The 25,968-nt window shown below is 29.5% G+C and carries 26 protein-coding genes, 1 other RNA gene and 1 riboswitch; of the genes, 22 read left to right on the top strand and 5 right to left on the bottom strand.

Annotated features, from left to right (window positions below; genetic code table 11):
* Positions 1–8: 8 nt before the first annotated feature.
* The gene (locus T434_RS07625) at positions 9–446 is read right to left on the bottom strand and encodes an NfeD family protein (RefSeq protein ID WP_084301012.1); all 438 of its coding nucleotides are present in this window, start codon (positions 444–446) and stop codon (positions 9–11) included.
* A 1-nt stretch (position 447) separates the two neighbouring features.
* Positions 448–822 carry a hypothetical protein gene (locus tag T434_RS07865; protein WP_162150595.1) on the bottom strand — a complete coding sequence of 125 codons (375 nt, stop codon included), beginning with the start codon at positions 820–822 and terminating at the stop codon, positions 448–450.
* A 133-nt stretch (positions 823–955) separates the two neighbouring features.
* Positions 956–1,064: riboswitch (TPP riboswitch) on the top strand.
* 59 nt (positions 1,065–1,123) lie between these two features.
* Here T434_RS07865 and T434_RS0101510 point away from each other — a divergent pair.
* On the top strand, positions 1,124–1,750 hold the full coding sequence (locus T434_RS0101510) for an energy-coupled thiamine transporter ThiT (RefSeq protein ID WP_162150594.1): 627 nt from the start codon (positions 1,124–1,126) through the stop codon (positions 1,748–1,750).
* Here the strand turns inward: T434_RS0101510 and recU are convergent.
* Positions 1,738–2,322, bottom strand: a complete 585-nt coding sequence (gene recU, locus T434_RS0101505; protein WP_162150593.1) for a Holliday junction resolvase RecU — start codon at positions 2,320–2,322, stop codon at positions 1,738–1,740. The two genes, T434_RS0101510 and recU, sit on opposite strands and share 13 nt — an antisense overlap.
* A 138-nt stretch (positions 2,323–2,460) precedes the next feature.
* Here recU and T434_RS0101500 point away from each other — a divergent pair, with 138 nt between their 5' ends.
* Together T434_RS0101500 and T434_RS0101495 are read left to right on the top strand one after the other, a co-directional pair.
* Positions 2,461–4,146, top strand: a complete 1,686-nt coding sequence (locus tag T434_RS0101500) for a ribonuclease J (protein ID WP_026399601.1) — start codon at positions 2,461–2,463, stop codon at positions 4,144–4,146.
* 85 nt (positions 4,147–4,231) lie between these two features.
* On the top strand, positions 4,232–5,104 hold the full coding sequence (locus T434_RS0101495; RefSeq protein WP_026399600.1) for a cation diffusion facilitator family transporter: 873 nt from the start codon (positions 4,232–4,234) through the stop codon (positions 5,102–5,104).
* Between the two features lie 18 nt (positions 5,105–5,122).
* Here the strand turns inward: T434_RS0101495 and T434_RS0101490 are convergent, their stop codons facing one another.
* Positions 5,123–6,373 (bottom strand): replication-associated recombination protein A, encoded by a 1,251-nt coding sequence (locus tag T434_RS0101490; protein ID WP_026399599.1) that lies wholly within the window; start codon positions 6,371–6,373, stop codon positions 5,123–5,125.
* Between the two features lie 158 nt (positions 6,374–6,531).
* On the opposite strand from T434_RS0101490, the gene T434_RS0101485 reads away from it, so the two are divergent.
* The 11 genes from T434_RS0101485 (at position 6,532) to T434_RS0101430 (ending at position 17,036) form a co-directional block, all read left to right on the top strand.
* The gene (locus tag T434_RS0101485) at positions 6,532–7,044 is read left to right on the top strand and encodes an adenine phosphoribosyltransferase (protein ID WP_026399598.1); all 513 of its coding nucleotides are present in this window, start codon (positions 6,532–6,534) and stop codon (positions 7,042–7,044) included.
* Between the two features lie 18 nt (positions 7,045–7,062).
* On the top strand, positions 7,063–9,246 hold the full coding sequence (locus T434_RS06450) for a RelA/SpoT family protein (RefSeq protein ID WP_245588310.1): 2,184 nt from the start codon (positions 7,063–7,065) through the stop codon (positions 9,244–9,246).
* A gap of 8 nt (positions 9,247–9,254) precedes the next feature.
* Positions 9,255–9,680 (top strand): D-aminoacyl-tRNA deacylase, encoded by a 426-nt coding sequence (gene dtd, locus T434_RS0101475; RefSeq protein ID WP_210997087.1) that lies wholly within the window; start codon positions 9,255–9,257, stop codon positions 9,678–9,680.
* A gap of 290 nt (positions 9,681–9,970) precedes the next feature.
* On the top strand, positions 9,971–10,516 hold the full coding sequence (locus T434_RS06445; RefSeq protein ID WP_162150591.1) for a GNAT family N-acetyltransferase: 546 nt from the start codon (positions 9,971–9,973) through the stop codon (positions 10,514–10,516).
* Positions 10,513–11,772: a histidine--tRNA ligase gene (gene hisS / locus T434_RS0101465; RefSeq protein ID WP_026399596.1), complete on the top strand. Its 1,260-nt coding sequence runs from the start codon at positions 10,513–10,515 to the stop codon at positions 11,770–11,772. Before T434_RS06445 ends, hisS begins: the two co-directional genes overlap by 4 nt.
* Positions 11,773–11,774: 2 nt before the next feature.
* Positions 11,775–13,469 carry an aspartate--tRNA ligase gene (aspS, locus tag T434_RS06440; protein ID WP_210997085.1) on the top strand — a complete coding sequence of 565 codons (1,695 nt, stop codon included), beginning with the start codon at positions 11,775–11,777 and terminating at the stop codon, positions 13,467–13,469.
* A complete protein-coding gene (gene msrA / locus T434_RS06435) occupies positions 13,466–13,963 on the top strand; it encodes a peptide-methionine (S)-S-oxide reductase MsrA (protein WP_035358034.1) in 498 nt (165 codons plus the stop codon). The genes aspS and msrA overlap by 4 nt, the downstream gene beginning before the upstream one ends.
* The gene (locus T434_RS0101450) at positions 13,960–14,442 is read left to right on the top strand and encodes a deoxycytidylate deaminase (RefSeq protein WP_026399595.1); all 483 of its coding nucleotides are present in this window, start codon (positions 13,960–13,962) and stop codon (positions 14,440–14,442) included. The genes msrA and T434_RS0101450 overlap by 4 nt, the downstream gene beginning before the upstream one ends.
* The gene (locus T434_RS0101445) at positions 14,432–15,397 is read left to right on the top strand and encodes a S16 family serine protease (protein ID WP_026399594.1); all 966 of its coding nucleotides are present in this window, start codon (positions 14,432–14,434) and stop codon (positions 15,395–15,397) included. Before T434_RS0101450 ends, T434_RS0101445 begins: the two co-directional genes overlap by 11 nt.
* 348 nt (positions 15,398–15,745) lie before the next feature.
* Positions 15,746–16,168, top strand: a complete 423-nt coding sequence (locus T434_RS07860; protein ID WP_162150590.1) for a hypothetical protein — start codon at positions 15,746–15,748, stop codon at positions 16,166–16,168.
* A complete protein-coding gene (locus tag T434_RS0101430; protein WP_026399591.1) occupies positions 16,146–17,036 on the top strand; it encodes an RluA family pseudouridine synthase in 891 nt (296 codons plus the stop codon). Before T434_RS07860 ends, T434_RS0101430 begins: the two co-directional genes overlap by 23 nt.
* On the opposite strand, the gene rnhC is transcribed toward T434_RS0101430, so the two are convergent.
* Positions 17,025–17,885, bottom strand: coding sequence for a ribonuclease HIII (rnhC, locus tag T434_RS0101425; RefSeq protein WP_026399590.1), 861 nt, complete (start codon positions 17,883–17,885; stop codon positions 17,025–17,027). The two genes, T434_RS0101430 and rnhC, sit on opposite strands and share 12 nt — an antisense overlap.
* Before the next feature lie 54 nt (positions 17,886–17,939).
* Between rnhC and T434_RS0101420 the strand changes: the two genes are divergently transcribed.
* From T434_RS0101420 to rnpB, 8 genes are all read left to right on the top strand, one after another.
* On the top strand, positions 17,940–20,246 hold the full coding sequence (locus tag T434_RS0101420) for an endonuclease MutS2 (protein ID WP_026399589.1): 2,307 nt from the start codon (positions 17,940–17,942) through the stop codon (positions 20,244–20,246).
* 76 nt (positions 20,247–20,322) lie between these two features.
* Complete coding sequence (trxA, locus tag T434_RS0101415; protein WP_026399588.1) at positions 20,323–20,631, top strand: thioredoxin; 309 nt, start codon at positions 20,323–20,325, stop codon at positions 20,629–20,631.
* A 56-nt stretch (positions 20,632–20,687) separates the two neighbouring features.
* Positions 20,688–21,545 carry a tRNA pseudouridine(55) synthase TruB gene (gene truB, locus T434_RS06430; RefSeq protein ID WP_162150589.1) on the top strand — a complete coding sequence of 286 codons (858 nt, stop codon included), beginning with the start codon at positions 20,688–20,690 and terminating at the stop codon, positions 21,543–21,545.
* On the top strand, positions 21,542–22,444 hold the full coding sequence (locus T434_RS0101405) for a bifunctional riboflavin kinase/FAD synthetase (RefSeq protein WP_026399587.1): 903 nt from the start codon (positions 21,542–21,544) through the stop codon (positions 22,442–22,444). Before truB ends, T434_RS0101405 begins: the two co-directional genes overlap by 4 nt.
* Before the next feature lie 32 nt (positions 22,445–22,476).
* Complete coding sequence (locus T434_RS0101400; protein ID WP_026399586.1) at positions 22,477–22,800, top strand: cyclic-di-AMP receptor; 324 nt, start codon at positions 22,477–22,479, stop codon at positions 22,798–22,800.
* 151 nt (positions 22,801–22,951) lie between these two features.
* Entirely contained in the window at positions 22,952–23,221 is a 270-nt protein-coding gene (rpsO, locus tag T434_RS0101395; RefSeq protein WP_026399585.1) for a 30S ribosomal protein S15, read from the top strand.
* Between the two features lie 187 nt (positions 23,222–23,408).
* Positions 23,409–25,556 (top strand): polyribonucleotide nucleotidyltransferase, encoded by a 2,148-nt coding sequence (locus tag T434_RS0101390; RefSeq protein ID WP_026399584.1) that lies wholly within the window; start codon positions 23,409–23,411, stop codon positions 25,554–25,556.
* Positions 25,557–25,600: 44 nt separating this feature from the next.
* An RNA gene (gene rnpB / locus T434_RS07620) (RNase P RNA component class B) lies at positions 25,601–25,944 on the top strand.
* Positions 25,945–25,968 lie beyond the last annotated feature (24 nt).

Here is a 25,968-nt window from a genome sequence, read left to right as displayed (position 1 = left end):
TATCTCCTTTATTCATCTAAATTTTTTGTTACGATAAACTTATTACCTTCAATAGTTAGTATTCTAACCTTTTCATTGATTTCAATCGTTTCCGTTGAAATAGCTGTCCAAAGATCTCCTTGAAATTTAACTAATCCGCGTTCATTTGGTTTGATTGTTTCTACAACAACAGCGGTTTTTCCTATATAAGAATCTACATTCGTTGATACTACATTTCGCTTAACGTATCTAACAACATATCTTCTAATAATAAGCATGAGTAGAAATCCAAATAAGAAGAAGAATGTGATCTGTAGAATAATCATTTCAGGGAAAAAATATGCAATTATAGCTGTTGGAAGCGCTGATATTGCAAACCAAATTGTAAGAAAATCAGCTGTAGCAAACTCAAGTATTAATGCTAAAACAAATACAAGCAACCATATCCACACCATGTAATCGTACATATCATTCTACCCCCTTTAATTCCACCTCTAAAACACCTGAGTTTACACGCCAACGTGCTTTATACTTAGATCCTTTATCATCTAAATTTAAATTAAATATTTCTATGACTTTCGTAATAAATGCTTTGTTTGTTATACGTGCATATGTTGAACTAATACTTATATTATACATTGCATGCTCAGGAATGTCTCCTCTTGTGACATCATCTTTAGAAAGAGGTTTAATTATAATAACATTTTTGGCTTTATCATAACCAAGCATAACTTGATAAGCCGAATCAAAAAATTGAAGTCCAGCTTTATTGATTGTGATATGCATTCGCGTAATTGTTACATATATGTCTTTCGATTCATCACTAAACCATGTAATACTCATCTTATTCACCTCACAATTTCATTATATTTAAAATTATAAAAAATGTCAATCAAATTATAAAAAATTATTTTTAATTATTTTATGATAAGTAAGCAAGTTTTTTGAACTATAAAAAAGATGTGTTATAATACATATGATCACTTCGGGGAGCTAATCTTTTAGCTGAGAGGATTGAATTGAAAATCGACCCGTAAGAACCTGATCTGGGTTATGCCAGCGTAGGGAAAGTGTAAAAAATATTTTTTTACTTCTCTATTCTTTGGCTCCCAAAGAATTTTTTTATTTCTTAGGAGGAGAGAATATGAATCAAAATCAAATGATCATAAAAAAAATAGCATTAGTTTCAATGCTACTTGCTATCGCGATTGCGTTAGATGTAATTACAGGAATTATTCCTGGACTTAATTTATCTATGCCACTGGGTGGAAGAATTTTTAATGTTGCACTATTTCCAATTTTATTAATTGGTGTTCTATTAGGACCACTTTATGGCATTATTGGCGCAGTAATATATGGTATACTAGGTTTTTTTCTAGATGGTTATGCTCTTGCATATTTTGCAGAAGATCTTAACCAGGCATTGCTTGTCTTTTTCTTAGATTATGTGATTGCTTTTGGAGCGCTTGGATTATCAGGATTCTTTAAAAAATCGTTAGAGTCACCATTTAAATTTTCATTAGTTGTTATCATTACGATGTTGATTAGATGGTTATCATCAACAATTGTTGGTGCAGTTCTTTGGGTTAGTTATGCTACAAATGATGAATGGACTTCAAATTTATTGAGTTCTGTTGGTAATCAAGCATTCATCTATTCAGGAATTTACAATGGTATTTATACCTTAACAACGATATTAACATTAATTGTTATAGGTTTATCTACCCGAAATCAACTTCGTGTCATAAAAGAAAATTATCATTTAGTTTGAGATAAAAAAACTTTTTCAACAACACTTAAATAATCTAATCTAGGCTCATATGAAAATGGAATTAAATATCCGTTTTCTTTAAAATAAGTATAAGGGATGGATTTTCTGCCATCCTTTTCTTGTGCAGAAGACCAAAAGTGAAATAACTCTTTGAATGGTAAAAGATAATATTCTTGATATTTTTTCCAACCGATAATTAAAAATGCGATACCTCCGTGTGTATCGATATCTTTTAAGTGTTGAACTTGGTGATCATGAATGTTAGATAATGGAAAAGAGGTTTTACTATTTGTTTCTTTCGCATCAAAATCGATATAATATCCCTTATATAATCCATTATAGTCAGTAGTTGAAGGTGTTCTATAATAAGCTTCAGTGATTTTTGCTTTATTTCTAGCAGGATAAGATACATTAACAACTTGAATTGGTGTTGGTTTTTTATGTATGACAGCAATAGACTTTCTTAAATAATATTGATTTGTTAAATCAATATCACTTTCTAATGTCATACCTAAATTCGCATAGTTAACTTCTTTTTTTACAACTTTCTTTTTTGTTGGATAACCTAACATGATAAAACCTCACTTTATTCATATTATAAACTAAAACATAACAATAAAAAAATATGTTAGAGTTTTTTATGTTTCATAGATATATATTTATGTGTTATAATAAATTGAAAAAAGCGTTTCTGAAAGGAAGTAACATAAGTGAGTGAAATTCGTTTTTTTGCCTTAGGGGGGCTTGGAGAAAACGGTAAAAATATGTATGTTGTTGATGTAGATAGACAATATTTCATATTAGATGCCGGTTTAAAATACCCAACACAAGAATTATATGGTGTTGATGAAATTATTCCAAATTACAAAATGTTAATAAACATAAAAGATCGTATAAAGGGTATTTTTTTAACACATGCTCATGAAGACCATATTGGGGCTTTACCTCATATTTTAAATGAGCTTAATGTACCTGTTTATGCTACACCATTTACAATGGAAGTTGTTAAGGATTCATTAATTGAGAAAAATTACGATTTAAGTAAATTAACTTTACATACCATTGATAGTAATACGATTATTCGTTCTGGAAATGTTAAAGTTACTTTTTTCTCAACAACACATTCTATCCCAGAAAGTATTGGTATAGCCATCCATACGATTGATGGTGTTATTGTATATACATCTGATTTTACTTTTGTTCAAAATAAAGATCCAAAATATCAAACAGATTTTAAAAAAATTAATGAGTTAGCTCAAAAGAAAGTTATTGCATTATTGCCAGAATCATTAGGTTCTACACTTATTCAAGACGGTGGTATTCATGATGCATTGACTCATAAAATAAACTCTGTATACGCAAATGCTGAGGGTAGAATTATTGTTTCATTATTTTCATCAGATCTTTTAAAAATTCAAAGAATTATTGATATTTCCTTAATCCATCATAAGAAGATTGCGATTATCGGAAGAAAAGCTCAAAGAATTGTTGATATTGCTATTGAAAAGGGATATTTACAAATTCCAAGTGATGCTTTAACTACATTACGCTATATTGATGATAAAAATAAAAATGATTCAAAAGATTTGGTATGTTTAGTTACTGGAAATCGTCATGAACCATTTTTTATGTTACAAAGAATGTGTAAAAAACAAGATAGACTCATTCATATTAATGACAAGGACACAATTTTAATTATGACCCCTCCAGTACCTGGTACTGAAAAAATGGCTGCAAGAACTTTAGATGTTCTTTATCGAAGTGATGCAACTGTTAAACAAATTCCAAATCGATTATTAACAAGTTCCCATGCAACATCTGAAGAAATCAAAATGATGATGAATCTATTAAGTCCTCAATATATTATTCCAACAATTGGTGAGTATCGACATCAGTATGGTGTTAAACAAATTGCTGAATCAATAGGATACCAAGAAGATAAAATTATTATCTTAGATAATGGTGATGTTGCGTTCTTTAAAGAAGGTGAGTTATCGTATACGTCTAAAGGGGATATTAAAACTGGAGACATTTTAATTGATGGAACTGCTATAGGTGATGTGAATCAATTTGTTATGCGAGATCGAGAAATGCTTGCAGAAGATGGTGTATTACTTATTATTGCAAATATTGATCCTAAGAAAAAGAAAGTTTTAGGTGATGTTGAAATTGTTTCTCGTGGATTTGTATATGTTCAAGAAGCTCAAGAAGTTATCAATGAATTAAAAAATATTTTCTTTACAACTGTTGACAAGCATTTAAAAGGAAAGTATATTAATTGGAACGATTTAAAACAAGATATTAAAGAAGAATCAACCAAATATATTCAACAAGTTACAAAACGTAAACCAATTACCATTCCAGTTATTATATCAACCGAAACTGACTCAAAATAGAGGACTAAAAAGTCCTTTATTTATTTTATATAAAATATAATTATTTAGTATATAATAATTAAGTGTGTTTTAAAGGGATGAAATTATGAAAAATAAAACATTATTTAAGATAGTAAGTATCAGTTTAATAGGAAATGTTATCTTAACATTAATTAAATTAATAACTGGTATGGTTGGTAGCTCACAAAGTTTAATTGCTGATGGAATTAACTCAATGGCTGATATTCTTGTAAGTGTACTCATGTTAATTGTTTTAAAAGTTTCAACAAAGGGACCTGATCGTAGACATCCCTATGGGCATGAAAAATTCGAAGGTATTCTTTACTTATTATTAAGTGTCATTATTATGTTCACTGCGGGATTTATTTTCTATCATGGGATGAATACATTAATCGATGTTCTTAAAGATCCAACACATATTGAAACACCTGAAGAGTACACAATTATAATTGCTGGTATAGCTATTATTATTAAAATTATTTTATTTATGATTAATTCATATTTTGCAAAAAAATATTATTCTGCAAGCTTAAAAGCTGATGCTAATAATCATTTATTTGACATACTTTCGACATCCATCAGTTTTATAAGTATTATCATCGCACAGTATGGTATGATTCATTTTGAACCTATTGCATCAATGGTCATTTCATTACTGATTTTCTATATTGGTTTTAAAATGATTAAAGAAGCTATTTCATTTTTAGTTGATGAATCAGCTGATGAAAAGACACTTGAAAAGATTCGTAAAATTATTTTAGATTGTCAGGGTGTTTTAAGTGTTGATGATTTAAAGGTTAGAAAACATATGAATCACTACTATGTTGATGTTGAAATAGGTGTATCAAGTTCTCTAACTTTAAATGAAGCACATTTAATTTCAGAATCAGTACATGATGAAGTCGAAAAGAAGATGGACGTATTACATTGTATGGTACATGTAAATCCAATATCATAAAAAAAGACAGATAATTCATTATTTATCTGTTTTTTCTTTTGTAATATAACCTTTTAGTTTATCAATTATTTTTTTTCGTTCACCGAGTGCTGATTCATAAGCACTTTCAAACTTAGGTACATAATAACGACGATTTATAATTTCGTTTGGTAAGTACTTTTGAGCGTTGATTGAACCTTTATCATCATGCGGATAATGATAGACTTCTGGATGAAGTCTAATGTATTTATTATCAACGTGTTTTGGAATTTCACCTGTAATGCCATTTTGGAAATCTTCTAAAGCTTTATTTAAAGCTGTATAAGCAGTATTGCTTTTAGGTGATAACGCCATGTCAACGACTAACACTGATAGTGGAATTCTAGCTTCTGGTAATCCCAATATTTTAACTGCTTCATAAACAGCCATAACTTTTTGTCCCATTGTAGGGTTTGCTAAACCGATATCTTCATATGCAATGACTATTAATCTTCTTAAAATAACTTCTAAATCTCCAAGTGTTATTAAACGTGCAAGATAATGAAGTGATGCATCGACATCAGAACCGCGGATTGATTTTTGTAATGCAGATAACATTTCAAAGTAATGATCTTCTTTATCATCTAAAGACAACTGTGGTTTTCCTGCTAATTTTCTAACAATATTGGAAGTTAAAGTACCACCATCATCAAGTATGAAAGAGGCACTTTCTAATAAATTGAGTGCTGAACGTATTTCATGATTTGAAGCACGTATGATTGCTTGTAAAGCGTCATCTGTAATTTTTATATCAACTTCTAAATGTCTTAAACCATTCATTAAAGCTTTTTTAATATCGTCATCTGTTAATGATTTAACTTCATATAAATGACAACGAGATCGTATAGCCATATTGATACTTTGATATGGATTTAAAGTTGTTAAACCAATCATGATGGCTTTACCACTTTCTAAGAATGGTAAAAGATAATCTTGAATATCAGTTTTCATACGATGAATTTCATCAATGATGATTAATACATCGTGATAAGCAGTCATATCTAATATGTCTTTTAATTTAGCTTTATTATCAGTAGATGCATTAAAAAAATAAGTATCAAGATGAGATAGTTCACCAAATAATTGAGCGATTGTAGTTTTTCCAGTTCCTGGGGGACCATAGAGAATAAAAGATAACCATTTTTTCTTTTCAATCATTTTCTTTAATACACCATCAGGACCAATTAGATGGTCTTGACCATATACATCTTCAAATGATTTAGGTCTTAGACGACTTGCTAGTGGTTCCATGAAATCACATCCTTTATGAATATTATAACATTGATATTTATATAGTTATAACTATATCTTATTTAAAATCATATACACTTCATTGTAAAAAGTACATAAATATTATAAAATATTTAGTAGACGCCAATAAGGCTATTTTATTTTAAGGAGTAAAAGAAATGGATCTCAAAAAATATATCGCAGCAGTACCTAATTTTCCAGTAGAAGGTATTTTATTTAGAGATATTACACCACTTATGTTAAATGGTGAGGCATATCAATACGTAAATCAACAATTTAGTAATTTTGCAAAAGATAAAGGTGCAACAGTTATTGTTGGACCAGAAGCTAGAGGGTTTGTTTTTGGATGTCCTGTAGCAGTTAATTTAAGTATTGGTTTTGCACCAGTTAGAAAACCTGGTAAATTACCAAGAGAACATATTACGGTTACATATGATTTAGAGTATGGATCCAATTCTTTATCATTACATAAAGATGCAATTAAAAAAGGCGATAAAGTCGTAATTATTGATGACTTACTTGCAACAGGTGGTACAATGCTAGCAACTATTGATTTAGTTGAAAAACTAGGTGGAGAAGTTGTAGGTTTATGTTTTTTAATTGAATTAGATGATTTAAAAGGTAGAGAGTTATTAAATAAATACGAAGTATTATCATTAATACATTATTAATAAAACTTTGTTTAGGAGGTGATTAAATTGAATAAAGATCCATTATATGAAGCACTTATGAAAGATATTGCTCATTATATTACAAAAGAAGAAAGTATCAATTTAATCACAGAAGCATATAATCTTGCTAAAGAAAAACATTTAGGTCAAATGCGCCGTAGTGGTGAACCGTATATCACGCATCCTGTTGCGGTGACAAGAATACTTACAGAATTACAAGCAGGGCCAAACACATTGGTTGCTGCTTTATTGCATGATACAGTCGAAGATACAGACCTAACTTTAGAAAATATCGAAAAAAAGTTTAGTAAAGATATAAGTCAAATGGTTGATGGTGTGACAAAATTAAATAAATTGTCATTCCAAAACACATCACAAGCTGATAATCATCAAAAGATGTTATTAGCAATGGCTCGCGATATTCGTGTTGTTTTGATTAAAATTGCTGATAGACTTCACAATATGCGAACACTTGATTCTATGTCACCAGAAAAACAAGTTGAGATTTCAAGAGAAACATTAGATATATATGCACCTATTGCTCATAGACTCGGTCTTTTCCGTTTGAAAGCTGAATTAGAAGATAGATCATTAAGATATGTTGATCCTGCAATGTATTACAAAGTTTCCAATTTAGTTAAAGCTAAAAAAGAAGAACGTGAAAATTCAATTAATAATGTGATTGAATATATTAAAGACCTTTTTGAAGAATCAAATTTAAGAGATTTTGAAATCAAAGGTCGTATTAAAAACATTTATTCAATTTATAAGAAAATGGTAAATGGTGGTCGTCAATTTGAAGATATCTACGATTTATTAGCAATTAGAATCATTGTTGATAAAGTTGAAACGTGCTATCAGTCATTGGGAATCATTCATGCTCACTTTACACCAATTCCAAAACGTTTTAAAGATTATATTGCTGTTCCTAAACCAAACATGTATCAATCTTTACATACCACAGTACTACATTCAGATGGAACACTTTTTGAAGTTCAAATTAGAACTCATGAAATGGATGAAGTCGCTGAATATGGTATCGCAGCACATTGGGCTTATAAAGAAAATAAAGTGTACAGTAAAGAACGTGAGCAATTTGAAATTGCACAAAAATTAAAATGGTATGCAGAGTTATTAAAAATTACAGAAGACCAAGATGATATATTGGGTTCATCAGAGGAATTTGTTGACACGGTTAAGACAGATATTTTCACTGCAAATGTTTATGTTTTTACACCTAAAGGGGAGGTTATTGAGCTTCCCGCAGGTGCAACACCAATTGATTTTGCATATCGTATTCATACAGACATTGGACATCGAATGGTTGGTGCAATTGTAAATAATCGTATTGTTCCGATTGATTATCAACTACAAACAGGTGATGTTGTATCCATCAAGACAAATAAGAATTCATCTGGTCCAAGTGAAGATTGGTTAAAAATTGCAAAATCTCCACATGCAAAACATAAAATTAAAACGTTTTTAAATAAAGATAAGCAAGAACAACTTATTGCTTCTGGTAAAGAAATTTTAGATAGAGAATTATCAAACTTAAAAGAAGAAATTGAAATAAATGATGATTTTGTTAAAAAGAATTTTGAAAAAAATCAATTATCAACAGTTTTAGATTTATATTTAGAGATTGGTAAAGGTACTATTTCAGCAAAATCAGTAATCGCAAAATTAGTACCCGATGATAATAAAGATGTTATTTTAAAGCGTCAGTTAGAACGTACAACACGTCAGCTTATTGCAACTTCAGAAACAGGTGTTGTTATTGAAGGATTAACAAATCCTCAAATTAAATTAGCCAATTGTTGTACACCGATTGCTGGTGATGATATCATTGGTTATATTACTAAAGGCTCTGGGATTGTTGTTCATAGACATGAATGCCCTAACGTTTTAGAATTTGATAAAAATAGAGTTATTAAAGCATATTGGGGTTCAAACGTCAATCGTAAATATGCAACTTGGTTAAAAATTATTGGTACACAGCGACAATCATTATTATCAGATGTCATATTTGTTGTGAACTCACAAGGCATTTCAATTGCTGAAATTAGTGCTATAAGCAATGCACAGTTAGAAAGTATCATTCATATCAAAGTATCATGTACAAAAAAAGATGAAGTCGATACATTGATTACAAATCTACATAAAGTCCCTCAAGTATATTATGTGGAGCGTGAAATTCGATGAGGATGTTGGTGACTAAAGTGAATCATGCAACTTTAAGTGTTGAGGGTAACCTAATTTCAAAAATAAATGCAGGTTATGTTGTTTATTTTGGTGTAAAAGTAGGAGACACCAAAGAAAAAGCTAAAAAGTGTGCAGATAAACTTATGAAATTAAGAATATTTCATGATGAAAATGATAAATTGAATTTAAAGTTAGATAAAGAAAAACATGAAATATTAGTTGTTTCACAATTTACTTTATATGGAGATGCATCAAATAATAATAGACCTAGTTTTACAAATGCAGCAGATCCTAAACTTGCTAATGAATTATATTTATATTTTATTGAATTGTTAAAAAACGAAGGATATTCTGTAAAAACTGGTGTTTTTGGAGCACATATGATTATTGATGCACAATATGTTGGTCCATTTAATTTAATCTATGAAATATGATAATTTTTATCATATTTAATTAAAATATTTTGAATGGTTTGACACATTCATTATATAAATGATAAGATAATATTAATTAAATCGGTCGATGAAAGAGATAGGTTTACTAAAAAGTTATAAGAGAGCGCTAAAGGGTGAAAATGCGTACTTGTTAAGTAAATGTGACACCTCTTGAGATCAATGTACATTTGAGGGCCAGGCGACTGGAACTAAGGTGGCACCGCGGAAATTAATTTCGTCCTTAGAATTTATTTTTAAGGACGATTTTTTGTTAAGAAAGGATGATATATATGAAACAACCAATTATATTTTTTGATCATTATATGCTTCGAGATGTTGAATTAAAAGATGCTGTTGATATGTATGAATATGGTAAGGATATGGAAGTAGTAAAGTACTTAAGTTGGGGTCCATATAATGATATTACAGAAGCAAGTTATTCAATTAAAGAATTCTTTTTATCACGTCCAAAAAGAGGTTTACCTGTTGGATATGCTATTGTTGATTTACAAACGAATAAAATGATTGGTACTGTTGATTTTCATACACTACATCCAAATAACACCGTTGAAGTAGGTTATGTTTTACATAAAGATTATTGGAATAAAGGTGTCATGACTAAAGCTTTAAGAAAATTATTAGAAGTAGGTTTTTATTATCACAAATTCGATAAAATTATTATTGGGCATGCCAATAAAAATTTAGCATCAAAAAGAGTAATTGAAAAAAACGGATTTATTTTTGAAAGAGAAGATTTAGAAACATACTATGATCGCTTTAATGGTGTTTATGAACCTGCGAGCTGGTATTACTTAAGAAGGGAAGATTTTAAATGAGTTTTGTAAAAGTAAAAGGAACATATGATGTATTGCCAAATGAATCAAAACGTTGGCAAGCTTTAGAAAAGTTTGTTAGAGACTTATTTAATACATTTAAATATGAAGAAATTCGTACGCCTATGATGGAATATAGTAATGTTTTTCATCGAGAAAACGAACAATCAGATATGGTCACTAAAGAAACATATAACTTTAAAGATAAAGGAGATAGAGATTTAACATTAAGACCTGAAGGTACAGCAGGTGTTATTCGTAGCTATGTTGAAAATAAGTTATATGCTAATAATCGCTTAACAAAACTATATTATATAGGACCTAACTTTAGATATGAGCGCCCTCAAAAAGGTAGATATCGTCAATTTATGCAATTTGGAGTAGAAGCAGTTGGTAGTTCTGATCCTTTTGTTGATGCTGAAGTTATTTTCCTAGCTTATGAAACTATTCGTAGGTTAGGTTTAAAAGGAGTCAAAGTTAAACTTAATTCAATCGGTGATGATTTATCAAAATCTAATTACAAAAAAGTATTGGTTGATTATTTAACACCATTTAAGGATCAATTAAGTGCAGATTCTATTGAAAGATTAAATAAGAATCCATTAAGAATTCTTGATTCTAAAGCACCAGAGGATAAAGAAATTGTAGAAAATGCTCCACTACCAATAAATTATTTATCAGATGCTGCAAAAGAACATTTTAATAAAGTTAAAGAAGCGCTTGATGCATTAAATGTTCCTTACATCATTGACGGGAAAATTGTTCGTGGCTTAGACTATTATTCACATACCGTATTTGAAATTGAAGCTGCAATACCGGGATTTGGTGCACAAAACACTTTAGGTGGTGGTGGACGATATGAATCATTAGTTGAAGAATTAGGTGGCCCAAGGTTAGGTGCTATTGGATTTGCATTTGGAATGGAAAGATTACTTTATGCGCTTGAAATGGAAAATATTCAATTAGTAAACGAAGAACGTTTAGACGCATATTTCATCTATTTTGATGAACCTTCGAAAAGCATGTCATTTAAGCTATTAAATGAATTACGCCAAGATGATTTTAAAGTAGATATGAGCTATTTACCGAAAAGTTTTAAATCACAACTAAAAGAAGCTTTAGATTTAAAAGCTAAGTACTTAGTCATCATTGGTGAAAATGAACTAAAAGATCAAATGGTTCAATTAAAAAATACAGATACTCAAATTCAGGAACTTATTCCAATGAATCAGTTAAAAGAAAAACTAGGAGTTTTATAATTATGAAAAATTACACACATCACAATAATGAGCTTAGAAAAAATCATATTAATGAAAATGTTTATTTAAAAGGATGGGTTGCAAAAAAACGTAATCTTGGTGGATTAATTTTTATTGACCTTAGAGATAGATTTGGTATAACTCAACTTGTTGTACGTCCAGAAAGTCCTTCATATGAAGAAGCTTCGTCCGTTAAAAGTGAATATCTTATTGAAGCTAAAGGCATTGTTAAATTAAGAGAAAGTGTCAATCCACAATTACCAACTGGAGAAATTGAAGTTGATGTTTTAGAATTATCAATTATCAATACTGCAAAAATTCCTCCATTTACAATTAGTGATAAAGAAGCTGTGAGTGAAGAAGTTGCACTTAAGTATCGTTATTTAGATTTAAGACGTCCTTTACAACAACAATATATTTTAAAACGTAGTGAAATTACTAAAAATATTCGTCATTCATTAGAAGATTTAGGTTTCCTTGAATTAGAAACACCTTATTTAGTTAAAACAACTCCAGAAGGTGCTAAAGAATTCTTAGTTCCTTCAAGACTTTATCATGGGGAAGCATATGCACTAGCACAATCTCCTCAAATTTTTAAACAGCTTTATATGGTTGCTGGATTCGAAAGATATTTCCAAATTGCACGTTGTTTTCGTGATGAAGATTTAAGAAGTGACCGTCAATTAGAGTTCACTCAAGTGGATATTGAAGCATCATTTGTTGATCAAGATGACATCATGAGTATGACAGAAAAAGTTATAGAAAATTTAATGAAATTACTGAATAAAAACATTAAATTCCCTTTAAAACGTATGTCTTATAAAGAAGCTTTTGATTCATATGGTTCTGATAAACCAGATATTCGTTATGAACTTAAAATAGAAAACTTCAATGATACATTCAAAGGATTTGAAATTCCTATTTTTAAAGATAAAGTTTTAAGAGGTTTTACTTTAGAAAATAACGCTTTATTTACAAGAAAATATTTTGATAAATTAACAGAAGAAGTTAAGAAAAATCATGGTGATACATTAGCATACTTAAAATTAGAAAATGGTCAATTATCAGGATCTATTTCTAAGTTTGTTAATGCAACAATTATGAAAGAAAATACAGTTATGTTAATTATTCCAGGAACTTATGATGGCTCAACTCAAGCAGCAGGAGCGATTCGTAAGACTATTGCTCGCGATCTTGGAATGATTGATGAATCTAAAGATGAATTATTATGGGTAACAGATTTCCCATTACTTGAATATGATGAAACTGAAAATAGATTCTATGCTAAACACCATCCATTTACATCACCAAAAGATGCGAATGAGTTAAAAAATAATCCAAAAGATGCATTAGCTAAAGCTTATGATCTTGTATGGAATGGTTATGAAGTTGGTGGTGGTTCAATTCGTATATATGATCAAGAAGTTCAAATGCTAATGTTTGAAACACTTGGATTTACAGAAGAACAAATTAAAGAAAAATTTGGATTCTTTGTTGAAGCATTACAATACGGAACACCACCTCATGGAGGAATTGCATTAGGGTTAGATAGAATTGTTATGCTTGCAACCAAAACAGAAAACATTAAAGATGTAGTTGCATTCCCTAAAACACAATCTGCTAAAGATTTAATGATGATGAGTCCATCTAAAGTTGATGAAGTATCATTAAAAGAATTAGGATTGAAAGTAGAATGAGAAAAATTGTTCTTGCAGGTGGATGTTTTTGGGGTGTTGAAGCTTATTTTAAGCAACTTAAAGGAATTATAGATACAACAGTTGGTTATGCTAATGGTAATATTGAAAATCCGAGTTATGAACAAGTATGTCATGGTATAGCAACACATGCTGAAGCAATCTTAATCGAATATGATGAAGAAGTTATACCACTTGATAAGATTTACGAACATTTTTTTAGAATTATTGATCCAACATCATTAAACCGTCAAGGTCATGATGTTGGAATTCAATATCGTAGCGGTATATATTATGAAAATATAATCGATAGAGATATAGCACTAGAATTTATTAAACAAGAGCAAATAAAATATGATAAACCGATTGTCGTATCTGTTGAACCACTTCATAATTTCTTTTATGCAGAAACCTATCATCAAGATTATTTAAGTAAAAATCCAAATGGATACTGTCATGTTGATTTAAGTTTAGCTAAGGGGGATGAGAAAAAATGAAAAGACAAAATTATATTAATTGGGATAGTTATTTCATGGGTGTTGCAAAACTTTCTAGTTTACGCTCAAAAGATCCATCCACACAAGTGGGCGCATGTATTATAAATCAAGATAAACGTATTATTGGGATTGGGTATAATGGCTTACCTATGGGTATGAATGATGATGATTTTCCTTGGGAAAAAGAAGGGGATTTTGTCAATACAAAATATCCTTATGTTGTTCATGCAGAAGCAAATGCTATTTTGAATTCAACACAAGATTTAAAAGGTGCGACAATTTATGTCACACTTTTTCCATGTAATGAATGTATGAAATTGATCATTCAATCTGGAATTAAAGAAATCATTTATGAATCTAATAAAGATCATGGAAAAGATTTTAATCAAGCATCATTAAAAATGATGCAAAGTGCGGGTATTAAAGCACGTCAAATTAAAGTAGACAAAATCATTTTGGAGCCAGTAAATGAAGATTAAGCGAAGTTTTATTTTCGTCTATATCTATCTTATTTTAATGTTAAGTGTTCCAACAAATTATTATATAATCGCACCAAATGAATCTAAAACAATTAAAGAGGCATTTGAAATTGAAGGATATGAACAATCACCATATTTGAGTAGTATTTCAGTTATATCACTTGATTATATTACGCCATTTATGAGATTAGTTTATCGACTGGATCCAAATATGGATGTTGATTATCAATCACCATATGAACAGCAAATTAATGTTTTTGAACAAATTATCCGTAGCAAAAACCAAAAAAATGCATCCATTGAACAAGCCATTATATGGTCTTACAAACTTGCAAAAGAAAAGGTAAATTCAATTCAAATTGATTATGAATTTGTTGGAATGATTGTTGATTATAGAGAAACATTTTTTGATAATCTATTGATTGGAGATATTATTATTGATGTTAATCATCAAGGATTTAGTGACTATGAATCAATGGGTTTATACTTTTTGAGTTTAGAAGATGAAGTTATTTTAACAATAAGTAGAAATCAAGAAATTTTTGATATAAAAATTCATAAAACAAAAGAACATTTATTTAGATTTTATCCAAAATATGAAATTCATTCGACATACCCTTCAATTAAGCTTAACGATATACTATGGTCCACTGGGGGACCAAGTGCTGGTATGATGTATACTTTATCCATTTATCTTGGTCTAACATCTTATGATCTAATTAATGAACTTGTTGTTGGGACAGGGACAATTAGGTATAATGGAGAAATTGGACTTATCGGGGGTATAAGACAAAAAGTATATCAAGCATATAAAGAAGGGGCAAAATATTTTATATTACCCAAGGCACAACTTAATGAAGTATTAGATTTTGAATCAAAAATAAATCTTTATCCTGTTGAAACAATAGAGGATGCAATTGAGGTTATCTATGATATTTTTGGTCAACCTATTTAAATTAATATCTTCAACACATCAAGACTATAAAAAAATATATTCTAAAAAATTGAGACTTCATTTAAGTTTAGATGCCTTTCGAAAAAGTTTAATCATTTTTTTACCCCTTATTTTAATATCTGCAAATTTCCTACTTTATCGTGAGTATATTATATTAATATCATTTATTATTACTCTATTAATTTATGGCTTATTTATTTTATATTTAATTTTTAAATATCAAGTAATTAAAAAGAAACTTTCAAACATTCAATTTTTAGTATTTAATTTATTATCATTGATAATAGGTTCGATTGTTATATGGACAATTGGATGTATCGTTATGTTAATGATTTAGTGAGGTTATCAATGAAAAAATATTTAATAACAAGTTTTCTTATATTATTCGAATTTTTACTTAAAACAATATTAGAATTTACACAAATTTTTAAGTCCCTAGGCGTATTTAAAATAGGATTAACTTATACCAAGATAAATATGCCATCATTTTTATTCATATTTATGATGTTTTTATTGATTTGGATAAGCGGATTATTACTTGAATTAAGTGAAAAGAAAAGTAAGTTTTATATGTATTCATCAATTATGATTACTACGTTTATTTTTTCAGTTGGATTAGATTATCTTTTTGAAGAATCAATAGTGACTTATTTTAGTATTAATTCTTTTCAATTTAACTTAAGTATGTTAATGGGTGTATTTGGATTTATATATCTAGTGTATTACTATATAAAGAAGGTGTTTACTTATGGAAAAAATTATATATCATGAAGTTGATAAAAAACGTCTTGACCACTTTTTAGTTGAGGTAACAAGTTTTAGTCGTTCATTAATTACAAAATCAATTAAAAACGGAGAAATATTAGTAAATGGTAAAATGGTTAAACCAGGTTTTATGTTATCAATGAATGATGAAATTACATATGCAATAACAGAAGAACAAACATATGATGTTAAACCAGTTAATATACCATTAAACATTGTCTATGAAGATGAACATATTCTAGTGATTAATAAACCAAAAGGTTTAGTTGTACACCCAGCACCGTCTTATAAGGGTGATACGCTTGTTTCTGCATTAATTTATCATTATCAAAGTTTATCTGATGTGAATGGTCCTCAAAGATTAGGGATTGTTCATCGTATTGATAAAGATACATCAGGTTTATTGATGGTTGCAAAAACAAATGAGGCGCATCAAAATTTAGCAAAAGCTTTAAAAAATCATGAGATTCAAAGAAGTTATTATGCAATAGTTCATGGTACACCAAATACACAATTTGGAACTATTGATGCACCAATTGGAAGAGATCCAAATTATAGAACTAAAAATACGGTCATTAAAACAGGACGTCATGCAGTTACACATTTTGAAGTAGTAGAGACTAACGGTAAATTTAGTTTATTAAGATGTAATTTAGAAACAGGTCGTACACATCAAATTAGAGTACATCTACAATATATTGGATATCCGATTGTTGGAGATCCATTATATAGTTATAAAAGACCATATGTAGATAATGGTCAAATGTTACATGCTTATAAATTACACTATATTCACCCTATAACAAAAAAAGAAATGACACATGAAGTGCCATTGCCTTTAGAGTTCGAAGAATTTTTAAAATTAAATAATTAATCCAAGTTTAGTTACATTTTTGAAATTTGTTTTAGCGATAGCGTTCAAACCATGTGCACCATGTTTTTGATAAATTTCAAGAATTTGTTCATCAACTTCTTTACCAGCGCCAAGTTTAAGTTTAATTTCAAACTTTTTGCTTAATTCATGCATTTTAACTAAAAACGCATAACGTGCAATAATTGAAGCAGCAGCAACAGAAATATGAACAGTTTCTGCTTTAGTATGGAACTCGATATCACGATAAACAATCTTTTCATCTTTTAGATAGTTATAATAATGACTTGGTAAGCAGAATTGATCAACGATAACAGGAAGTTGTCGATCAATTTTAGCACTTGTTTTAATAATTGCGTAATTATGTAAGAAGGCTTTAATTTTATTTAAATTAAGACCTTCTTTAATTTTTTCATTATATTTTTCTGGTGGAAGAATAACAAGTGAGTGAATGAGTTTTTTAGCAATAACAGGAGCAATTTTAATAATATCTTGATTGCTCATGTTTTTTGAATCACGAACATTTAAACTTTCTAAATATTCAACATCGCTTTCACTTGCATATACACTACATACAACAACTGGCCCAAAAACATCACCTGTTCCAACTTCATCTGAACCAATTGCAGCATAATTTTTAATATTTAAATATGCTTTAATAGCAATAACCTCAGAATTTATTTCTTGTCCTTGAATGACAACTTTTCCAGTATTAAAGGCAGTAATTTTTACATCATTATGTACTGCAGCAAAAAAGATATAAGGTTGTTCAACCTTAATTAAATTTTCTTGATATAATGTTTTTAGAGCTTCAAGTTGTCCCTTGGATAAGTTAAGCGTTAGATTTTTCATTTTTTCACCTGTTTATATAGATTATACCATTTTTTTAGAAAGAAGGTGTGTTTCATGTCCTTTTCACATAAAGTGCTAGAATTAGACATAATACTAGACAAAGTCAAAAAGTATACAAATTCATCTAAAGCAGAATCAATGCTCAATGTTGAAATACTCGCTAAAGATTATGATACTTTTTTACAAGAACTTAATTATACACATGAAACCTTGAGTGCCATTGAAAGATTTCAAAGATTTCCTTTCCATAAGAATTTTGATCAAGGAAATTTTTTAGTCAAACTTAATCGAGAAATGATTTTAAGTATCGAGGACGTTGTACTATTAAATAATTTTTTAAAGATGGTAGCTCAATTTAAGTCATATCAACAACAACTCGATCAATATACATATATTGGACAAATCTTTGATTTGATTCATGAACTTAATAAACCATTGGATTTGATTGATGAAATTATTGATGAAAATGAAATAAAAGATACTGCATCCGTTGAATTAAATCGAATTCGAAAAACACTTAATCAAAAAGAAAAAGAATTAACAATTACACTACAAGGCTTATTAACCAAATATAAAGATTATTTAAATGAGAGCTTAATTGTAACGCGTCATAATCGATATGCAATACCTGTTAAAGATAGTTATCGAAATAAAATAAAAGGGATTGTTCATGACATTTCACAAAGTGGACAAACAGTCTTTATTGAACCTGATGAGATTCGACAAATTACTCAAGATATTGAATATTTAAAGCAATTAGAAGAAAAAGAAATTTATCGAATTTTAAAACAATTAAGTGAACAATTATATCCACATACTAAAGAAATATTAGAAAGTTTTGAAGCATTAATTAAGCTGGATTTAATTCACGCCAAAGCGCTTTATAGTTTAAGTATTCGTGGTGTTTTACCAATTTTAAATAATGAAGGTGACGTTTCACTTATTCAAGCAAGACATCCTTTGATTGATCCATCGGTTGTTGTACCTATCGACATTAAAGTTGATAAAAATTATAAGACCTTGCTTATTACAGGACCAAATACTGGAGGTAAAACAGTAGCTTTAAAAACTGTTGGTCTTTTAACACTATTCTTGCATGCTGGAATATTAATTCCTGCTAGTGAAAATTCAAAAATGAGTTTTTTTGAAGGTGTTTATGCCGATATTGGTGATGAACAATCAATTGAACAAAATTTATCTATATTCTCATCTCATCTAACAAAGATTAAAAATATTATTGATGAGCAAAACGGATTATCTTTAATATTGCTTGATGAACTAGGTTCAGGAACTGATCCACTTGAAGGAACACAACTTGCAATTTCAATTATCGATTATTTAAGAAAAAATGAAAACATACGTCTTTTAGTGACAACACACTATAGTGAACTAAAGTTATATGCTTATGAGAAAAAAGATATTTTACTAGCAAGTGTTGCATTTGATGAAACTACATTAAAACCACTTTATAAGATTCAACTTGGTGTTTCTGGATCAAGCCATGCATTATACATTGCAGAGCGATTAGGCATAAAGAAAGAAATTATTGAACACGCTAAGTCATTATTACTAAATCATCAAACAGATATTGGTCTTATGCTTGAAAGACTTTCTAAAGAACAAAATGAAGTCTTTAAATTAAAAGAAGAATTGCTAGAAAAAGAAAAAGAATTAAATAAACAAAAACTTGAGTATCAAGAGAAATTAGAATTATTTGAAAGAGAAAAAGAAAAACGTTTAGCAAAGATTGAAGAAAAAGAGTTAAAAACTTATCAAAAATTAAAAGAAGAGTTACTTCAAAAAATTGATGAATTGACACATAAGGAAACACTTACAAAACCAGAAAGTGCTAAACTTAAAGGAAGCTTGAATACACTTAAAAAAGAAGAAGAAGTAGAAAGTGATGATATTCAAGTTAATGATACAGTTTATATTAAGTCATATCAACAAGAGGGTATTGTAGTTGCAATCAAAAAAGATGATTATGTGGTTGCATTTGGACCTTTTGAATTAACATTTAAGAAAAATGATTTACGTAAAGTACATGCTAAAACACCCGTTAAAACAAAAGTTAAAACCGTAACACCTAAAAAGAAAGGTGACCAAGCACCAATGAAACAAGCTCAATATGAACTTGATTTACGTGGCGTAAGATATGAAGATGTCAAAGATTTGATGGATAAAGCAATTGATGATGCTTTACTAACTAATATGCCGTTTATTAGAGTGATTCATGGTTTTGGTACAGGGGCAGTAAGAAAAGCTGTTTATGAATACATTAAGAAGTCACCATATGTTAAGTCTTATCGATATGGTGGTGAGGGTGAAGGATTAAATGGTGTAACAATTATTACATTATAAAGTGTCATTTCTTTTGTAAAAAGAGAGTTTCAAATGTATAATATAGATATGAAAAAAATAATAGGAGGCGCAGTTCATGCAACAATTTAAAGGCGAGGACTACAATAAACTTATCAATCAAGAAGGTTTAGTTTTAGTAGATTATTATGCTACTTGGTGTGGTCCATGTAAAATGTTAATGCCTGTCTTAGAACAAATTGCTACCGAAAAGAATGATACCAAATTTATTAAAGTTGATATTGATGAATATCGTGAACAAGCAATCAAAACAGGTATTCGTGCAGTTCCAACATTAGTGTTATATAAAGATGGTAAAGAAGTTTCAAGAACTTCAGGATATCAACCAAGAGAAAAAATTTTAGAGTGGCTTGAAGAACATAAATAATGATTAAAAAGGCTTATAAAAAGCCTTTTTTCATATATAATGTATATGGTGATAAAATGAATGGTCTTTTACTTATTAATAAACCCCAAGGTATTACAAGCCATGATTGTTTAATGAAGCTTAAAAAAAGATTAGGTATTAAACGATTAGGTCATACTGGAACTTTGGATCCATTTGCTACAGGTTTACTTATCGTTTTAGTTGGCGAAGCGACAAAGCTTCTTTTTATGTTTGAAAATTTAGATAAATCATATGAAGGTATTATGGTTTTCGGTAAAGATTATGATACCCTAGATGTTACAGGTAAAGTTATTCAAGAAAAAGAAGTAAAAATTAATGAAAAACGTATCAAAGAAGCGATGCATTCATTTATACCAAGTTACGATCAAATTCCTCCACAGTATTCTGCCATAAAAAAAGATGGTATGAAAGCTTATGAAATGGCACGTTTAGGATTAGAAATAGAATTAGAACCAAGACGCGTTCAAATCTATGATTTTAAAATGATTGATTTTAATGGAAAATTAACTTTTGAAACTCATGTCTCTAAAGGAACCTATATTAGAAGTTTAGCAAGAGACTTAGGTTATAAATTGAATACATATGGCGCATTAGAAAAGTTAAACCGTTTATCTATCGGGAAATATCAATTGAAAGATGCGAAAAATATAGAAGAAGTTACAATGAATGATTTGATTACAGATGAAAAACTTTTTGATAACATTCGTAGAATTAAGCTTAATGATTATATGATTCGATTAGTTAAAAACGGTGTTCAACTTGATCACAGACAAACAACTGAAAAAGATCCATTTGTAGTTATAAATCATAATAATGAAATGATTGCGTACTATGAATTAGATGGCGATAAGTTTAAACCTAAATATTTTTTTGGTAAAGGAAAATCACTATGAAAGTATATAACTCTGAATATTTTAATATTAAACATGATGTACCAATAACTTTAGCAATTGGTAATTTTGATGGTGTACATATTGGACATCAACAAATTATGAAACTTACAAAATCATTTCATGATACAAAATCAGCTGTTATGAGTTTTACACCACATCCAGTCTCCGTAATAACTCAAACAAATGTATCAATTTTAATGAACGTTGAAGATAAGATTAAAGCACTTGAAAATTTAAATGTGGATTACTTTTTTAATATACATTTCACATTAGAATTTTCTCAATTATCTAAAGAAGCCTTTATAGAATTTTTAAAAAGTATTCATGTAAAAAGAATTGTTGTTGGAAAAGATTTTAGATTTGGTTTTAGAGGTTCTGGGACAATTAAAGATTTGGAAAGTAATTTTGAATTAATTATTGCCGAAGATTATTTATTTAAGAATATTCGTGTTTCAACAACTTATATTAAATCTAGATTAGATCAAGGTGATTTAGAAGAAGTAAAAACGCTTTTAAATAGAGAATATTCAATCCATGGAAAGGTTGTCCATGGCGATAAAATTGGATCTTTAATTGGTTTTCCTACAGCAAATATCGATTATGATCACTATTATTTACCAAAAATTGGTGTTTACATTGTTACAGTTGAAATGGACGGAAAAAAATATAAAGGTTGTGCAAGTTTAGGTCATAATCCAACATTAAATTACTCTGCAACTAAAAGATTAGAAGTATTTATATTGAATTATGATGGTAATTTATATGATAAAGAAATTCATATTACATTTAAAAAATATTTAAGAAATGAAGAAAAATTTGATTCATTACCATTATTGTTAGAACAAATCAAAAAAGATGTTGAAGAAACTGAAGAATTCTTTCAAAAAAATCCAATTTAATATGTTACAATATAACTATAGGAGGTATCCTTATGAAGTTAGTTATTGCTGTCGTATCTAATGATGATGCGAATAAGGTTCAAAAGGGGTTAATTCAACAAAAATTCTTTGCTACCCGTCTTACAACAAAAGGTGGCTTTTTAAGAGAAGGAAATGCGACATTCTTAATTGGTGTCAATGATGAGAAAGTTCCTGAAGTCATTGATATTATTGAAAGACATTCAAAAACGCGTAATAAAATTGTTCCGAATGCTATTGTTAATGAATTTGGTGCATTTTCAGCTTTACCAATCGAAGTATCAGTTGGTGGAGCTACAATCTTTGTTGTTAACGTCGATCAATTTATAAAAGTTTAATTTTTGTCATATTTTCTATTTATATAAGCCATTTTTTGATATTTCTCTTGCAAAAAGATAATTATTATGATATGATATCTCAGGTCGATAGCGAGGAATATGCATTGCCAAGCAATTCTTCAGCTATACGAGACATTAGGAGGAAAGAAAGATGGCATTAACTAAAGAGTTAAAAAAAGAAATTATCGAAAAATATGCTAGAGTACCTGGCGATACTGGTTCACCAGAAGTGCAAATCGCAATTTTAACTTATGAAATCAATGAGTTAAACGATCACTTACAAAAACATCCTCATGATTTCCACTCAAAACGTGGTTTATTCATGAAGATTGGTCACAGACGTAATTTATTAAGATACTTAAAAGATACTGATGTGAACCGTTATGCTTGGTTAATCAACGAACTAGGATTAAGAAGATAAAAGGACAATTGATTGTCCTTTTTTTCTTTCGTTTATTAAAATAGGATTTTTTATTGGTATTTAACACTAGTTAACATAAATCAATAAAAACATACAGTTTTGTAATAAAAATTTTGAATAAATGATATAATAGTTAAGATAATAATTAGATAGGTGAAGAACTTATATAAAATGAAGGAGATTTTATATGGAAAAGAAAATATTTGAAACAACACTTGGAGGAAAACCCCTAAGAGTTGAAATTGGCGAAGTTGCCAAACAGGCTGGGGCATCAGTCCTTACTTATTATGGAGATACAGTTGTATTGACAAGTGTTGTCTCAAAAGATGAAGCTACACAAACAGACTTTTTCCCATTAACAGTTGTATATCAAGAAAAGTTATATGCTGCAGGTAAAATTCCTGGTGGGTTTTTAAGAAGAGAAGGAAGACCTTCTGAACATGAGACATTAATTGCTCGTTTAATTGATAGACCAATTCGTCCAATGTTCCCTGAAGGATTCTATAATGAAGTACAAGTTATTAATATGGTATTATCCAATGATCCAGAAGCACCAACTGAAGTTGCCTCAATCTTTGGATCGAGTTTAGCATTAACCATTTCAAGTATTCCATTTTTAGGACCAATCGCTGGTGTTAAAGTTGGACGTATTAATGGTGAATATGTATTAAACCCATCAAACACTTTACTAGAATCATCAGATATTGAATTATCTGTTGCAGGTACATTTGATGCAGTAAACATGGTTGAATCTTCTGCAAAACAAGTTAGTGAAAAAGATATGTTAGGTGCAATTTTATTTGGACATGAAGCGATTAAAGCTTTAACTAAATTCCAAATGGAAATTCAAAAGGAAATTGGTTTACCTAAAAATGAACCAAAACTTTATGTACCAGAACCCGCTTTAATTGAAGAAGTTAAAGCAATCGCTGAAAAAGCATTAATTGAAGCAGTAAGCATTCAAGAAAAATTAGAACGTTATGCAAAAATTGACGAAATCAAAGCTAATACTTTAGAACATTTCAAACAAAAAGCATTTTGGGTTGAATATGATGGTGTTAAAGTATTTGATTATGATGCTCAAAAGGATTATTTAAAACAAGTTAATCAAATATTAGATGGTATTGTTACAAAAGAAGTTAGACGTTTAATTACAGTTGATAAAGTTCGTCCTGATGGAAGAAAAATTGATGAAATTAGACCTTTATCAAGTCGTATTGATTTATTACCAAGAACTCATGGATCATCATTATTTACACGTGGACAAACACAAGCCTTAGGTGTTGTAACATTAGGTTCACTTGGTGAAAATCAAATTATTGATGGATTAGAAACTGAAGAAGTTACTAAACGATTTATGTTACACTATAACTTCCCAGCATTTTCAGTAGGTGAGACTGGTAGATATACAAGCCCTGGACGTCGTGAAATTGGTCATGGTGCATTAGGTGAACGTGCATTATTACAAGTATTACCTTCAGAAGATGAATTCCCATATTCAATTCGTGTAGTATCTGAAATCCTAGAATCAAATGGTTCATCAAGTCAAGCAACTATTTGTGCAGGTTCTATGGCTTTAATGGCTGCAGGTGTTCCAATTAAAGCACCTGTTGCTGGGATTGCGATGGGGTTGATTAAAGATGGTGACTATTATACTATTTTAACTGATATCCAAGGTATGGAAGACCATGAAGGTGATATGGACTTTAAAGTCGCAGGTACTAAAGATGGTATTACAGCTCTTCAAATGGATATTAAGATTACAGGTATTACAAAAGAAATCATGGAAGAAGCTTTAGAACAAGCTCGTGTTGCACGCCTTCAAATTTTAGATCACATGGCTACAACAATTTCTGAACCAAGAAAAACTTTAAGTAAATATGCTCCAAAAGTGAAGATGATTCGTATTAATCCTGAGAAGATTCGTGATGTTATCGGTTCAGGTGGTAAGATTATTACTCAAATCATTGAAGACTTCAATCAAGTTAAAATTGATATTGAACAAGATGGCCGTGTATTTATTATGCATAGTGATCAACAATGGATTGATGCTGCTGCTGAATACATTACAAACTTAGTTCGTGAAGCAAAAGTTGGCGAAATTTATGAAGCAAAAGTAACACGCTTACTCATGGATAAAGATGGAAAGAAGATTCAAGGTGTCTTTGCAGAAATCTTCCCTGGTACTGAAGGTTTAATCCATATTTCAAAATGGGATAAAGAAAGAACAGAATCATTAGAAGGTCAAGTTAACATAGGAGATCAAGTCATTGTTAAAGTTATTAAGATTGATGACAAGGGTCGTGTTGATTTATCTCGTAAAGATGCTATGTAATTTGACAAATTACGAATATTTATATAAAATGACTATGGTTTAAAATTGGAAGGTGACTGAGCAAGTTCTCATACTTGTTAGGAAAGTCCATGCTAGCACTCACCTTTGAAGGTGAGTAGTGTTTGTGCCAAAGGAAACAATAACTTTGGGTATGGTAACATAACGGCGAAGTTAATTATCTAAAGGGAAACCTATGATAATACTTCTGAAAGTGCCACAGAGACGAGTCTTTTAGAAATAAAAGATGTGAAACGCGGTAAACCCCACAAGCTAGCAACCCAAATTATGGTAGGGGCACGAGAAAGGTAGTAATATCTTTCTTGCAGGTTTATACCTGAGATTAATAGTCACAAGAAGAGAAATCTTCTACAGAACATGGCTTATGCACAATTTTAAACCAAACAAAAAGCAC

This window comes from Acholeplasma equifetale ATCC 29724 (assembly GCF_000687735.1).
Classification (GTDB): domain Bacteria; phylum Bacillota_I; class Bacilli_A; order Acholeplasmatales; family Acholeplasmataceae; genus Acholeplasma; species Acholeplasma equifetale.
This window is presented reverse-complemented; position numbering and strand designations above follow the sequence as displayed.

Excerpts from the sequence above, each read along its gene's own strand:
- T434_RS07625 (WP_084301012.1), bottom strand. The coding sequence starts at position 446 with ATGTACGATTACATGGTGTGGATATGGTTGCTTGTATTTGTTTTAGCA.
- T434_RS07865 (WP_162150595.1), bottom strand. The coding sequence starts at position 822 with ATGAGTATTACATGGTTTAGTGATGAATCGAAAGACATATATGTAACA.
- T434_RS0101510 (WP_162150594.1), top strand. The coding sequence starts at position 1,124 with ATGAATCAAAATCAAATGATCATAAAAAAAATAGCATTAGTTTCAATG.
- recU (WP_162150593.1), bottom strand. The coding sequence starts at position 2,322 with ATGTTAGGTTATCCAACAAAAAAGAAAGTTGTAAAAAAAGAAGTTAAC.
- T434_RS0101495 (WP_026399600.1), top strand. The coding sequence starts at position 4,232 with ATGAAAAATAAAACATTATTTAAGATAGTAAGTATCAGTTTAATAGGA.
- T434_RS0101490 (WP_026399599.1), bottom strand. The coding sequence starts at position 6,373 with ATGGAACCACTAGCAAGTCGTCTAAGACCTAAATCATTTGAAGATGTA.
- T434_RS0101485 (WP_026399598.1), top strand. The coding sequence starts at position 6,532 with ATGGATCTCAAAAAATATATCGCAGCAGTACCTAATTTTCCAGTAGAA.
- T434_RS06445 (WP_162150591.1), top strand. The coding sequence starts at position 9,971 with ATGAAACAACCAATTATATTTTTTGATCATTATATGCTTCGAGATGTT.
- hisS (WP_026399596.1), top strand. The coding sequence starts at position 10,513 with ATGAGTTTTGTAAAAGTAAAAGGAACATATGATGTATTGCCAAATGAA.
- aspS (WP_210997085.1), top strand. The coding sequence starts at position 11,775 with ATGAAAAATTACACACATCACAATAATGAGCTTAGAAAAAATCATATT.
- msrA (WP_035358034.1), top strand. The coding sequence starts at position 13,466 with ATGAGAAAAATTGTTCTTGCAGGTGGATGTTTTTGGGGTGTTGAAGCT.
- T434_RS0101450 (WP_026399595.1), top strand. The coding sequence starts at position 13,960 with ATGAAAAGACAAAATTATATTAATTGGGATAGTTATTTCATGGGTGTT.
- T434_RS0101445 (WP_026399594.1), top strand. The coding sequence starts at position 14,432 with ATGAAGATTAAGCGAAGTTTTATTTTCGTCTATATCTATCTTATTTTA.
- T434_RS07860 (WP_162150590.1), top strand. The coding sequence starts at position 15,746 with ATGAAAAAATATTTAATAACAAGTTTTCTTATATTATTCGAATTTTTA.
- T434_RS0101430 (WP_026399591.1), top strand. The coding sequence starts at position 16,146 with ATGGAAAAAATTATATATCATGAAGTTGATAAAAAACGTCTTGACCAC.
- rnhC (WP_026399590.1), bottom strand. The coding sequence starts at position 17,885 with ATGAAAAATCTAACGCTTAACTTATCCAAGGGACAACTTGAAGCTCTA.
- T434_RS0101420 (WP_026399589.1), top strand. The coding sequence starts at position 17,940 with ATGTCCTTTTCACATAAAGTGCTAGAATTAGACATAATACTAGACAAA.
- trxA (WP_026399588.1), top strand. The coding sequence starts at position 20,323 with ATGCAACAATTTAAAGGCGAGGACTACAATAAACTTATCAATCAAGAA.
- truB (WP_162150589.1), top strand. The coding sequence starts at position 20,688 with ATGAATGGTCTTTTACTTATTAATAAACCCCAAGGTATTACAAGCCAT.
- T434_RS0101405 (WP_026399587.1), top strand. The coding sequence starts at position 21,542 with ATGAAAGTATATAACTCTGAATATTTTAATATTAAACATGATGTACCA.
- T434_RS0101400 (WP_026399586.1), top strand. The coding sequence starts at position 22,477 with ATGAAGTTAGTTATTGCTGTCGTATCTAATGATGATGCGAATAAGGTT.
- rpsO (WP_026399585.1), top strand. The coding sequence starts at position 22,952 with ATGGCATTAACTAAAGAGTTAAAAAAAGAAATTATCGAAAAATATGCT.
- T434_RS0101390 (WP_026399584.1), top strand. The coding sequence starts at position 23,409 with ATGGAAAAGAAAATATTTGAAACAACACTTGGAGGAAAACCCCTAAGA.